This window comes from Bradyrhizobium sp. B124, assembly GCF_038967635.1.
Classification (GTDB): domain Bacteria; phylum Pseudomonadota; class Alphaproteobacteria; order Rhizobiales; family Xanthobacteraceae; genus Bradyrhizobium.
In genome coordinates this window covers 3,131,884-3,144,237 of sequence record NZ_CP152413.1, presented here as the reverse complement: position 1 = coordinate 3,144,237, position 12,354 = coordinate 3,131,884, and the positions used below count along the sequence as shown (strand labels likewise).

13 protein-coding genes are annotated in these 12,354 nt (G+C 63.9%); 9 read left to right on the top strand and 4 right to left on the bottom strand.

Annotation, left to right across the window (positions count from 1 at the left end):
- Positions 1-13 precede the first annotated feature (13 nt).
- From AAFG13_RS15225 to AAFG13_RS15205, 5 genes are all read left to right on the top strand, one after another.
- Positions 14-1,585 (top strand): SUMF1/EgtB/PvdO family nonheme iron enzyme, encoded by a 1,572-nt coding sequence (locus AAFG13_RS15225; RefSeq protein WP_342712498.1) that lies wholly within the window; start codon positions 14-16, stop codon positions 1,583-1,585.
- Positions 1,586-1,619: 34 nt separating this feature from the next.
- A complete protein-coding gene (locus tag AAFG13_RS15220) occupies positions 1,620-2,045 on the top strand; it encodes a DUF4399 domain-containing protein (protein WP_212310652.1) in 426 nt (141 codons plus the stop codon).
- A gap of 154 nt (positions 2,046-2,199) precedes the next feature.
- Positions 2,200-2,946 carry a transporter substrate-binding domain-containing protein gene (locus tag AAFG13_RS15215; RefSeq protein ID WP_342712497.1) on the top strand — a complete coding sequence of 249 codons (747 nt, stop codon included), beginning with the start codon at positions 2,200-2,202 and terminating at the stop codon, positions 2,944-2,946.
- A gap of 509 nt (positions 2,947-3,455) precedes the next feature.
- Positions 3,456-4,274 carry a formate/nitrite transporter family protein gene (locus AAFG13_RS15210; protein ID WP_212310650.1) on the top strand — a complete coding sequence of 273 codons (819 nt, stop codon included), beginning with the start codon at positions 3,456-3,458 and terminating at the stop codon, positions 4,272-4,274.
- A 60-nt stretch (positions 4,275-4,334) separates the two neighbouring features.
- Complete coding sequence (locus tag AAFG13_RS15205) at positions 4,335-6,071, top strand: bifunctional protein-serine/threonine kinase/phosphatase (protein ID WP_342712496.1); 1,737 nt, start codon at positions 4,335-4,337, stop codon at positions 6,069-6,071.
- 199 nt (positions 6,072-6,270) lie between these two features.
- Here AAFG13_RS15205 and AAFG13_RS15200 read toward each other — a convergent pair whose 3' ends face one another.
- Together AAFG13_RS15200 and phaZ are read right to left on the bottom strand one after the other, a co-directional pair.
- Positions 6,271-7,059 (bottom strand): substrate-binding domain-containing protein, encoded by a 789-nt coding sequence (locus AAFG13_RS15200; RefSeq protein ID WP_212310648.1) that lies wholly within the window; start codon positions 7,057-7,059, stop codon positions 6,271-6,273.
- 193 nt (positions 7,060-7,252) lie between these two features.
- Positions 7,253-8,476, bottom strand: a complete 1,224-nt coding sequence (gene phaZ / locus AAFG13_RS15195) for a polyhydroxyalkanoate depolymerase (RefSeq protein ID WP_212310802.1) — start codon at positions 8,474-8,476, stop codon at positions 7,253-7,255.
- Positions 8,477-8,650: 174 nt separating this feature from the next.
- On the opposite strand from phaZ, the gene AAFG13_RS15190 reads away from it, so the two are divergent.
- The 3 genes from AAFG13_RS15190 (at position 8,651) to AAFG13_RS15180 (ending at position 10,219) form a co-directional block, all read left to right on the top strand.
- Positions 8,651-9,307: a glutathione S-transferase gene (locus AAFG13_RS15190; protein ID WP_342712495.1), complete on the top strand. Its 657-nt coding sequence runs from the start codon at positions 8,651-8,653 to the stop codon at positions 9,305-9,307.
- Positions 9,308-9,627: 320 nt separating this feature from the next.
- Positions 9,628-10,062, top strand: coding sequence for a cupin domain-containing protein (locus AAFG13_RS15185; protein WP_212310646.1), 435 nt, complete (start codon positions 9,628-9,630; stop codon positions 10,060-10,062).
- A gap of 19 nt (positions 10,063-10,081) precedes the next feature.
- Positions 10,082-10,219, top strand: coding sequence for a hypothetical protein (locus AAFG13_RS15180; RefSeq protein ID WP_342712494.1), 138 nt, complete (start codon positions 10,082-10,084; stop codon positions 10,217-10,219).
- 90 nt (positions 10,220-10,309) lie between these two features.
- Here the strand turns inward: AAFG13_RS15180 and AAFG13_RS15175 are convergent, their stop codons facing one another.
- The gene (locus AAFG13_RS15175; RefSeq protein WP_029079022.1) at positions 10,310-10,534 is read right to left on the bottom strand and encodes a hypothetical protein; all 225 of its coding nucleotides are present in this window, start codon (positions 10,532-10,534) and stop codon (positions 10,310-10,312) included.
- Between the two features lie 195 nt (positions 10,535-10,729).
- Between AAFG13_RS15175 and AAFG13_RS15170 the strand changes: the two genes are divergently transcribed.
- The gene (locus AAFG13_RS15170) at positions 10,730-11,101 is read left to right on the top strand and encodes a hypothetical protein (RefSeq protein ID WP_212310645.1); all 372 of its coding nucleotides are present in this window, start codon (positions 10,730-10,732) and stop codon (positions 11,099-11,101) included.
- Between the two features lie 106 nt (positions 11,102-11,207).
- Here the strand turns inward: AAFG13_RS15170 and AAFG13_RS15165 are convergent, their stop codons facing one another.
- Positions 11,208-12,311, bottom strand: coding sequence for a mandelate racemase/muconate lactonizing enzyme family protein (locus AAFG13_RS15165; RefSeq protein ID WP_342712493.1), 1,104 nt, complete (start codon positions 12,309-12,311; stop codon positions 11,208-11,210).
- Positions 12,312-12,354 lie beyond the last annotated feature (43 nt).

Sequence of the window (12,354 nt, the reverse complement as noted above, 5' to 3'; positions counted from 1 at the left end):
AGCAGCCGAGGCCATGGGCGAAATTCGCGACTTCAAATCCGGCAAGCCGGGCAAGCCACCGCCCGGCGACGCGATGCCGCGCCGCCTTGCCGCGATCGTCGCGGGCGATATCGCCGGCTACAGCCGCCTGATGCAGCTCGACGAAGAGGGCACCCACAACCGCGTCAAGCGGATCGAGCGCGATCTGGTCGAGCCCACCATTGCCGAGCACCACGGCAAGCTGGTCAAGACCACCGGCGACGGCTTCATCGCGATGTTCGACAGTCCGGTCGAGGCCGTCCGTTGCAGCATCGTGATTCAGCAAAACATGATCGGCCGCAACGCGGCGATCGCGCGAGATCGCTGGATCGAGTACCGGATCGGCGTCAATCTCGGCGACGTCATCATCGAGGCTGACGATATTTTTGGCGACGGCGTCAATGTGGCCTCGCGCCTTGAAGGGATTGCAGCGCCCGGTGAAGTCTTCATCTCCGGCGGCATCTACGAGCAGATCAAGCACAAGATGGTCTGCGGATACGAATCGCTCGGCGACAAGAAGGTCAAGAACATCACTGATCCGGTCCGGGTCTATCGCGTGCTGCCGGACGCCGCCGCATACCAAAGAACGCGCCGGCGCCGTGAGTCCATCCTGCTCACGCTGCTCGGACTGGCGATCGCAATCATCGCCGGGGGTGCGCTCTGGTACATGCTCGCGCAGCCGCGCGGCAAGTTGACCGACGTGGCGCGGGCGCCTTCCGCGCCGACGGCATCGCCTTCCGCGCCGACGGCATCGCCTGCCGTTCAGCCGCCGGCAGCAACCGCGTCTCCCGCTCAGCCTCCAGGCCAGGCTTCAAGTCCGATCCCAGGTGCCGCGCCGGCACAGCAAGCGACACCGCAAGCCGCACCCTCGCCGAGTCCTGCGGTGACCGTGCCGGAGCCCGAAATGGTCTCGCTGCAAGGCGGCAGCTTCTCGATGGGAAGCAATGACGACCCTTCAGAGCGTCCGATCCGAAAGGTGACGGTCAAGCCGTTCGCGATGGGCAAATATCCGGTCACCGTGCGGGAATGGAATGCCTGCGCGGCGGCCAAGGCGTGTGGCTTCACAGCCAGTGGCAAAGACGACGTTCCCGTCACCAACGTGAGCTGGAGCGACGCGAAACAGTATGTGGCGTGGCTCGCCGAGGGGACGAAGAAGGCTTACCGGCTTCCGAGCGAGGCCGAATGGGAATATGCGGCGCGGGGCGGGACGCAATCGAGATACTGGTGGGGCGACCAGATGCAATCGGGCAACGCCGGTTGCAAGGATTGCGGCGGCGACGCTGCCGCCGAACAGCCGGTCAGGGTCGGCAGCCTCAAGCCGAATCCGTTCGGTCTTTACGACATGGGCGGCAGTGTCGATCAGTGGGTCGAGGATTGCTGGCACAGGAACTACCAGGGCGCTCCGGCCGACGGTGCGGTGTGGTCCGGCGGCGACTGCGGGTCCCATGTCATTCGTTCCGGCTCCTGGAAGAATGACGCACGCTATGTTCGTCCAGCCAATCGCGACAATTACGACACCAACGTTCGCTACCCGACCCACGGTTTCCGGGTCGCACTGTCTCCCTGAGAGATCGTCTGCAATCGCCGGATTTGGAGGGGTTATGAAAAGTGCAGGCTTGATCGTGCTCGCTGCGGCACTGACATTGCTCGCCAGTCCGGCCACCGCGCAAAACAAACCGGCGGGGAAAGACACCAAGCTGTATTTCATCTGGCCGCACGACGGAACCAGGCTCAAAAGCCCGTTCTGGTGCCGCTTCGGGCTGCGCAACATGGGCGTCACCCATGCCGGCGACGAATATCCGAACAGTGGCCATCACCATCTTCTGATCGATGTGGATGAGCCGTTGAATCCGAACGAGCCGATCCCGTCGGACAAGTCTCACCAGCACTTCGGTGCGGGCCAGACCGAGACCCAGCTCGATCTAGCGCCCGGCAAGCATACCTTGCAGCTGGTGCTGGGCGACGCCAAGCACTATCCATTCAACCCGCCGGTCGTCTCCGAAAAAATCACCATCCGGGTCAAATAGGCCGATACGGATAGCTCCCTTGCGCGACCGCCGCTTGCGCAAGGCGGCCTCGTGCGGTTTGTTGCGCGCCGCCGAGCGCTGGACCCGGCGTGGAGGGCGTCCGATGCTGTCGCGACTGCTGCGTTTGGCTGGCCTCGTTCTGGGAGTGATTGTCATGGCCACATCCGCCAATGCCGACGCCTTGAAGGACCAGATCGCGCCGACCGGAAAGCTCCGGGTCGCGATTGCGATCAGCTCGGCGGGCGGCGCGTTCTGGTCGACCCGGACCGAGAACGGCTATGCCGGCGTTCCCGTCGATCTCGGCAAGGAGATGGCGGTGCAGCTCGGCGTTCCCGTCGAGTATGTCGTGCATCAGAATTCCGGCCAGATCACTGATGCGGCGTCGAGCAACAGCTGGGACATCACGTTCCTGCCCAAGGATCCCGAGCGTGAGACCAGGATGACGTTCGGGCCGATCTACGAGGTTGCCGACGCCACCTATATCGTCAAGCCGGGTTCGGCGATCGCAAATTTTGCGGCGCTGGACCAGGACGGCGTCAAGGTCGCTGCCGTCAACGCCACCACCACGATGCGCGGCGCGATCGCGCATCTCAAGCACGCCAAGGTCACGGGCTATCAGACCTATGACGAGATATTCAATCTGCTGAAGAGCGGCGAGATCGACGCGTTCGCGTTGTCGCGCGATCAGCTCAATGCGATGACCAAAAAGATTCCGGGCACCCGCGTGCTGGACGAGACCTTCAAGCAGACCGTCACCGCGGTTGCGGTGCCGCTCAACCATCCGCTGGCCGCGGCGTTCGCCACCAGGTTCATGACCGATGCGATCGCCAACGGCACGCTGCGCAAGGCCTATGACAATAACGGGCTGAAGGGCTCCCCGGTCCGCACCGAGGTGAAGTAGCGGCGCGTACCGACTCTATCCCCGTCACCCTGACTTCTCCCCGTCACCCTGAGGAGCGCGTAGCGCGTCTCGAAGGATGCACGGCCCGGCTGGTGGCCGTCGATCCTTCGAGGCTCGCTCCGCTCGCACCTCAGGATGACGGGGATGGAGAGGCGCACATCCTCTGGGTGACATCTGTGCACGCTGCACAATTCGGCGCCATCGCGCCGGTCTGCCGTTCCGCGGATCATCTAACTCATTGTACCAACAGTAATTTTTGGGTCGCGGCCATGGCCCCCGGTTGGCACATCCATTGCTTTTAGTAGCACCAGTCAATGACGACTGCCGTCCTCCGGATTGCCGAAGCCAATGCAGGCCGAGGTGAGGGGATCAAGGCGCCCCGCCGGGGCGCCGCGAGCAATCGTTGCACCCCCCAAACTCACTCCCCGGACGGACGAGCAATTCAATCAACCCGCGTCGCTTCCGGCAGGCAGCCGGCGCGGCCGAATTGCGCAAGGGGACTTTACGAAATGGCTTATCTCGCACCGTCCGAATTCGTCACCAAGATGGTGGACGCCGGCGAATCCAAGATCTTCATGTCGACACGCGACACCGTGATCCGCGCCTACATGGCCGGCGCCATCCTCGCGCTCGCAGCCTGGTTTGCCGTGACGATCAACGTCAACACGGGTCAGCCGCTCGTCGGCGCATTGCTGTTTCCGGTCGGCTTCGTGATGCTCTATCTGCTGGGCTTCGACCTGCTGACGGGCGTGTTCGTTCTCTCGCCGCTCGCGCTGCTCGACAAGCGCCCCGGCGTCACGCTCGGCGGCGTGCTGCGCAACTGGGGCCTCGTCTTCGTCGGCAATTTTGCCGGCGCGCTCACGGTGGCGTTCATGATGGCGTTCGTGACGACGTTCGGCTTCACGCAGGAGCCCGACAAGGTCGGCATGACCATCGGAAACGTCGGCGAGGCACGAACGCTGGGTTATGCAGCGCATGGCGCGGCGGGCATGGCCACTCTCTTCATCCGCGGCATGCTCTGCAACTGGATGGTTTCCACCGGCGTCGTCGGCGCCATGATCTCCACGACCGTGCCCGGTAAGGTCATCGCGATGTGGATGCCGATCCTGGTGTTCTTCTACATGGTGTTCGAGCATTCGGTCGTGAACATGTTCCTGTTCCCGTCGGGACTGATGCTCCATGCCAAGTTCTCGATCATGGACTACCTGATCTGGAACGAAATCCCGACCGTGCTGGGCAACCTCGCCGGTGGTCTCGCCTTCACCGGGCTCACGCTCTACACGACGCATGTGAAGACGGCGCCAAAGCGCCAGCGCCTCGCGGCTTGATCCTGGCCGGCTTATGGGGCTCTCCTGTCACGGAGGGCCCCATTCGCATTGGGACGGTCGATGCTGCGCGCGCTGACAATATCGGTCGGGCAATTCTCTGATCAGGGCCGCAAGGACACCAATCAGGATTTCCACGGCGTGCTGATCCCCGACGAGCCGCTGCTCGGCTTGAAGGGCATCGCCGTGGTGCTTGCCGACGGCATCTCCTCGAGCAGCGTCAGCCGCATCGCCGCGGAGTCCGCGGTCAAGAGCTTCCTGACTGATTATTATTGCACCTCGGAATCCTGGTCGGTGAAGACCTCGGCGCAGCGGGTGCTGGAGGCGACCAATTCCTGGCTCCACGCCCAGACCAGGCGCAGCCAGAACCCCTACGACAAGGACAAGGGTTACGTCTGCACACTCAGCGCCCTGGTCATCCGATCGACCACGGCGCATCTGTTCCATGTCGGTGACTCCAGGATCTACCGCGTCGCGGGCAACAGCCTCGAGCAACTGACCAACGACCACCGCGTCGTGCTGTCGTCGCAGCAGAGCTATCTCGGCCGCGCGCTCGGCGTGAACCCGCAGCTCGAGATCGACTACCAGAATCTCCGGCTGGAGCGGGGCGACACCTTCCTGCTGGTGACCGACGGTATCTACGAGCACGTTCCCGCGCGGCAGCTGGCGAAGACGATCAGGGAGGGCGCGGCCGATCTCGATGCTGCCGCGAAATCGATCGTCGAGCAGGCTTATGAGAACGGCAGCCCGGACAATCTCACCGCGCAGATCATCCGGATCGACGAATTGCCGGACGGCGACGCCAGCGAGGTATTCGGCCAGCCGACCGAGCTGCCGCTGCCGCCGCTGCTCGATGCAAGGATGCTGTTCGACGGCTACCGCATCGTCCGCGAGCTGCATGCTTCGCACCGAAGCCACATCTATCTCGCGGTCGACGAGGAGAGCGGCACAACGGTCACGATCAAGATCCCCTCGATCGACCTGCGCGACGATGGCGCCTATCTGAAACGCTTCATGCTGGAGGAGTGGGTCGCCCGGCGGATCGATAGCCCGCACGTGCTGAAGCCGTTTCTGCCGCAGCGCAAGCGCAACTTCCTCTATGTTGCGATGGAGTACATCGACGGCCAGACCCTGACGCAGTGGATGATCGACAATCCGGTTCCCGCACTGGAGACGGTGCGCGACATCACCGAGCAAATCGCAAAAGGGCTGCGCGCGTTCCACCGCAAGGAGATGCTGCATCAGGACGTCAGGCCCGACAACATCATGATCGACAGGACCGGAACGGTGAAGATCATCGATTTCGGCTCGACGCGGATCTCGGGAGTTGCCGATGCGGCGCCGGCTGATGTCGAGGACATTCTGGGCACCCAGCAATACACCGCGCCGGAGTATTTCCTGGGCGAGGGCGGCACCGCGCGTTCCGACCTGTTCTCGCTCGGCGTCGTGACCTATCAGATGCTGACGGGCCGCTTGCCCTACGGCGCGCAGATCGCGCGCGCCCGCTCGCGGTCTGACTTCAACCGGCTGGTCTATCGTCCGGCCGCGCATGGCGGCCGCGAGATTCCGGCCTGGGTCGACGGCGCGCTGGAACGCGCCTTGCACGCCAATCCGCTCAAACGCTACGACACCTTCTCGGAGTTCCTGTTCGACTTGCGCAATCCCAACGCAAGATATCTGACGACGTCATCGACGCCGCTGATCGAGCGCAACCCGGTGCTGTTCTGGAAGTCGACCACGCTGGCGCTGGCGCTTGTCGTGGTGGTGCTGCTCGCCTACGGCGCGCATCATTTGCGGTAGGGATTCAACTTCGCCACCAACCCCGTCATCCTGAGGCGCTCGCGGAGCGAGCCTCGAAGGATGAATCGGCCCCGCTGGTGGCCGTGCATCCTTCGAGGCTCGCCCAGCGGCGCAAGTGCGCCGCAAGGCTCGCACCTCAGGATGACGGGGAGGGCGCGGGATGACGGGGATAGGCCAGCACCTGCGGTTCAACGCCTCGCTAATGCGTCGCGCCAGCGGCAATCGGGTCCAGCCCGCTCTTGACCAGCGCGTCGCGCGCATCCGGTGAGGCGAGGAAGCTGATCAGCGCCTTGCCTTCGTCGGGCTCCTTCGAAGCGGTCGCGATGCCGGCGGAGAACACCGTGATCTTCTGCAACGGCTCCGGCAAGGGACCTATGATGTCGATGCCGGCGACCGGCTTCAGCTCGGAGATCTGCTGCAAGCCGATCTCGGCCTCGCCCTTGGCGACGATCTCGCCGACCGGGGTTGCCGGGATCATCCGCGCCTTGTCCTTCATCTGATCGGCGATGCCGAGTTTCTGGAACATCTCGGTCGAGACATAGACGCCGCTGGCGCTGTCGGAATAGGCGACCGATTTCGCCGCCAGCAGTGCCTGCTTGACTGAATCGGCCGAGCTGATGTCCGGCCTCGGTGCGCCTGCCTTGACCGCAATGCCGATCGGCGACTTCACGAGGTCGACGCGGCTGTCGGCCACCACCTTGCCCTGCTTGACCAGGTCCCCCAGCGCATAGCCGACCATGATCAGCACGTCGGCCGGCTCGCCGCGCTCCAGCCGCACCGGAATGGCGTTGGTCGTGGTGCCCATCGACGGCCCGAAGGCGGTCACCACCTTGTGCCCGGTCTTGCGCTCGAACTCCGGCACCAGCGCCTTGTAGGCCGCGGTCAGCCCGCCCGAGATCATGACGTGGACTTCGGCGGCGGATGCAGCTGACGTGAGGGCGAGGGCGCCGATGACGGCGAGCGTGAGGGTGCGGAAGGTGGCGCGCATGGAGTTTCTCCCTGGACGATTCTTGGGAAACAGGTCGTCGTGGCGGGGGAGATTACTGCTGGAGGGGATGCGTGACTAGCCGCCGCTCGTCATTGCGAGCGAAGCGAAGCAATCCATCGTGCCGCTTGTGCGGAGGCATGGATTGCTTCGTCGCGTTGCTCCTCGCAATGACGGGGAGAGTGTCGTCGCGCCGTCACGAATTCACATGCACGAAATCGCGCAGCAGCGGGTAGATCTCGTTGTTCCAGCGCTTGCCGGAGAACACGCCGTAGTGGCCGACGCCGGCCTGCATGTGGTGCACCTTGCGATAGGTGCGCACGCCGGTGCAGAGGTCCTGGGCGGCAAGCGTCTGCCCGATCGAGCAGATGTCGTCCTTCTCGCCTTCCACCGTCATCAGACCCATGCGCCGGATCGCCGCCGGGTTCACCGGGCGGCCGCGATGCATCAGCATGCCCTGCGGCAGCAGATGTTCCTGGAACACGTCGCGCACCGTCTCGATATAGAATTCCGCCGGCAGATCCATCACCGCGAAATACTCGTCGTAGAAGGTCTTGATCACCTCGGCCTTGGCGGTCTCGCCTTTGGCGAGATGGTCGGCGAGATCGATGTGCTGCTTGATGTGGCGCTCGAGGTTCATCGAGACGAACGCCGTCAGCTGCACGAAGCCGGGATAGACCTGACGCAGCGCGCCCTTGCACTGCATCGGCACGTAGTTGATCAGATTGTCCTCGAACCATTTGATCGGCTTGCTCTTGGCGAATTCGTTCACCTTGGTCGGCAGGATCCTTGTGTCGATCGGTCCGGCCATCAGGGTCAGCGATGCCGGCCGCGCCGGATGATTGTCTTCGGACATCACCGCGGCAGCCGCCAGCGCCGACACCGAAGGCTGGCAGATCGCCACCATATGCGCGCGCGGGCCGAGCTGGCCGAGGAAGTCGATCAGATGGTCGGTGTAGTCCTCGAGCCCGAAGCGGCCCTCCTGGCGCGGGATGTCGCGCGGATTGTGCCAATCGGTGATGTAGACGTCGTGGTCCTGCAGCAACGTCTTCACGGTGCCGCGCAGCAGCGTGGCAAAATGGCCGGACATCGGCGCCACCAGCAAGAGCCGCGGCTGCTCCGGGCCGTCCACCTTCCGGAAATGCAGCAGCGAGCCGAACGGCGTCGCGTAGGCGACCTCCTCGGTCACCTGGTATTCCCGGTTGCCGGCGGACACGCTGCCGATGGCGTAGTCGGGACGGGCGTAGGTCAGGGTGGAGCGCGAGATCAGCTCCAGCGCCGCCGCGAGCCGGCCGTACACCCGGTCGGCGGCGCCCTGCGGCACCAGATTGAGGTATTTCAGCGCCGCTGCAGCCCCGGTCCGCCATGGCGCCGTGAGGTCCATGTGGTTCTGATAGGCTTGGTACATCATTGACATCATACGCATCCGCCCCTGGCCCGGCTGGATATGCAATATCGACGCCAGAGAGGGGGCGGGCTGCCCGGCAAATTGGCACGTGGCTTGCTGCAAAAATGAACGGCTTCGGGGCGCGGCGGTTGGACCGGCGCGCGGTCACCGGGGGGCTAAGGACGCGTTCAGGCGTGAGGATCCGATATGGCGAAAGCGACACTCACCATCAGCAGCAAGAACTATTCGTCCTGGTCGCTGCGCGGCTGGCTGCTGGTGAAATTCGCCGGGCTGGAATTCGAGGAGGTGGTCACTGCGCCCGATGACGCCTCGGCGCGCGCCGAACTGCTGCTGCTGTCGTCATCGATCCTGGTGCCCTGCCTGCGCCACGAGGGCGCGACCGTCTGGGATACGCTGGCGATCGGCGAGTATCTCAACGAGGTCATGCCGCATGCCGGGCTGCTGCCGGATGACCGGGTCCAGCGCGCGCATTGCCGCTCGATCTCGGGCGAAATCCATTCCGGCTTCACCACGCTGCGGTCGTCCCTGCCGGTCAATCTCAAGGGGCATTTTCCCGGCTTCAAGATCTGGTCGCGCGCGCAGGCCGACATCGACCGTGTCTGCACCATCTGGCGCGATTGCCTCGGCCTATCAGGCGGACCTTTCCTGTTCGGCGAACGCCGCACCATGGCGGACGCGATGTATGCCCCCGTCGTGACCCGCTTCATGACCTATGACGTCAAGCTCGACCCCGTTCTCGCGGCGTATGCCGGCACCATCATGGCGATGCCCGAGATGCAGGAATGGATCGAGGCGGCGAAGGCCGAGCCGGCCGACGTCGAGGAGCTCGAGGTCGAATATTAGGCAGCGCGCGCCGGGCCTGCCGGCGCCGGCGGCTCAAGCTCCGGGCAGGCCTTGCTCAATGGACGTGCCGTCGGCATCGGGCATCGGCGCCGCGCGGCGATCGGGCGCAGCCCGCACCGAACGCAAATTCAGGCTTTGCTCCAAGTGCTTCCGCTGCGACGGCGGTGCGTGGCGAGACGGATCGCCGCAGCACAACCGGGCTGGCAAGGATTTCGCATAGCAACAAGCGAGCTGTGACCGCGACGATGCGACGCTGCCGAAAATTTGGACGCTGAGCCGGCGCCGCGATCTCGCGAACACGAGAACCGTGGAGGCTTGAAATGAACCAGCACGCCGCCGTCAGCAAATTCTCCCACGTCAAACCCGGTGACACCGAGTTCAAGGGCGGAGGTCTGCGCGACTTCTTCCTGTATCGCGATCTCGGCATCGCCGATGCCACCGGCGGGCAGGTGATCTGCCATCTGGTCAAGGCCAATCCCGACCTGCCGCCGGAAGAGGGCACCGGCTGGCACAAGCATCTGTGCGATTTTCAGATCGTCATCATGACCAAGGGCTGGGCGCGCTTCATGTACGAGGACAAGGAGACGCTGGTCGAGGCCGGCGACGTGATCCATCAGCGGCCCGGCATCACCCACTATCTGTTCGATTACTCGAAGGACATGGAATACCTCGAGATCGTCAGCCCCGCCGATTTCAAGACCGTGGATGTGCCGCCGGCAACCGAGACGGTGCCGCCGGTGACGCCGTGGAAATGATCGCGAGGAGGGACCGCAAATGTCGTCCGCGGAGGAATTAACCTTTGTCGTCGGCCGCTGGCTGCGGCCGATCGTCATGCTTCTGTATGTGGTGCGCCGCCTCGGGCTGATGACCACATCTAGCCGTGAACAACGGAGTACGTCGCTCGATCAGTGATTCGGACGCGGTTCGTTCCATCCGCGTTCCAAATCTTAAAACGCCTCGCGTGCGCGTCGCGTTTTGAAACAGCGCGCGTCAATGCGCCGCTCAGGCCATGCCCGCCTGCTTCACGCGCGGCATGCGCCAGGCGATGACGTTGACCTCCAGCGCGCCGCCGGTTGTGTCATTACGCCACTGGCCGTCGATGAATCGGCAGGCGAACGGCAGCTGATACGTCCCGCTGTGATCCTCACAAAGCACTTCCACGCGTTGTTCCGGCGAAGGTTCGCCATTGCCGTCGAATTGCGCCAGCCGTTTTTCGCGCGTAGCCATACGATCTGTCTCCACTGCCCAAGGTCGAGCCAAAAGGGGTCGAACCAAACTAGTTCCGAAGGCCCCCGTCCCCACGAGTAGTCCCGGTAATGGGTCAAGCACACCGCTCGAATGCGGTTTCAGTGTGGTATGTCTGCCTGGCTTTCTGCGTCGCGAGCACAAAACTGTGAATGACGCATGTGATTGGGGATGCCGATGATCGCGCGCTTCGTTCTTGCCTTGCTCGTGCCGCTTGCACTCGGCTTCGTCGGAACCGCGCATGCGCAGGACGTTCCCGGCATTGAGATATGCACCGTCGAGAAAACGATGGAGCGGCGGACCAGCTGCCTGCAGAGCAATGTCGATTTCCTGCAGAAGACGATCGGCAAGCTCACATCGGATCACCAGCAGAAGCTCGACGCCGCCAACCGGCAGGTCGAAAGCCTGAAGAGCACAATTGCGGGCTTGCAGAAGCTCGTCACTGATTTGCAGGCGGCGCAGGTCAAGCTGACCGAAGACCTGAAGAAGAAAGCCGACGCGCCGCCGGCGAAGGATGCGCCGCCTGTGGCGAAGGACGGGACGAAGTAGCAAATCGTCATTGCGAGGAGCGAAGCGACGAAGCAATCCATCTCCTCGTGTGTGGATCGATGGATTGCTTCGCTTCGCTCGCAATGACGGGAAGCGCGCCGCGCCCTCACGCCACCCGATACGTCTCCATCACATCGCGATCCGGCTCGTAGCCGAGCCCGGGGCCCTGCGGCACGGCGACATGGCCGCTGGCGTCGACGTCGATGCGGTCGCCCCACAAGCAGGCGGGGCGCTTCATGAAGAACACTTCGATCAGGCCTTCGTCGCGGATCGCCATCAGATGCAGCGTGGCGAGGAAGCCCGGTCCGAAATAGGGCGAATGCGGAATCACCTGGACGCCGAACTCGTCGGCGAGCACGGCCACGCGCAAAAATTCGGTGACGCCGCCGACCTTGATCACCGACGGCTGCGCGTGGCTGACCGCGCCCGCGGTCATCATCTGGCGGAACTGATGCACGGTGCAGGCATTCTCGCCGGCGGCGATATCGAGCCGGCCTTCTCTCCGCACCTCCGCCAGCGTCGCAAAATCCTCCGGCGGCCAGACCGGCTCCTCCAGGAACATCGGCGCCGCCTGCTTGCAGTCGCGGGCGAACTGGACCGCCGCCGGTCCATCCAGTGGGCAATTCATGTCGACCATCAGCGGTACGCCGGGGCCGATCGCTTCGCGCGCCGCAGCAACCGCAGGGACAGTGGTTTCGTGCAACTTGATCGCGGCGTAACCGAGCTTGATCGCCTTCTTGCATTCGGCGGCGATGTGCGTCGGATTGCCGATCCGCATCAGGCTCGCATAGGCCGGAATCGTGCTGCGCTTGGCACCGCCGATCAATTGATGCAGCGGCACGCCCTTCACCTTGCCGGCGAGATCCCACAGCGCGATGTCGAGCGCCGAGATCGCAAACATCGTGATGCCGTAGCGGCCGAACAGATGCAAATTGCGCTGGATCTGCTCCATCGCGGCCGGAATGCTGGCCGCGTCGGGCACCTCGAGGCCGCGGGCCTGCGGCGCGATCATCTCGGCCACCGCCATGCAACTCGTCTTTGGGCAGACATAGGCGAAAGCATCGCCCCAGCCGGTCAGGCCGGCATCGGTCGAAACCTCGACCAGCACCATGTCGAGCGCCGAGATCGCGGACGCGCCCTGGCGGAAGCTCGCAGGGCCAGCGTCATAGGGAATGCGGATATGGTGGGCGCGGACGTCGGTGATTTTCATTGTTGTTGTCCTTCCGATCGCAGGATGTCGCTGGATGTCCCTG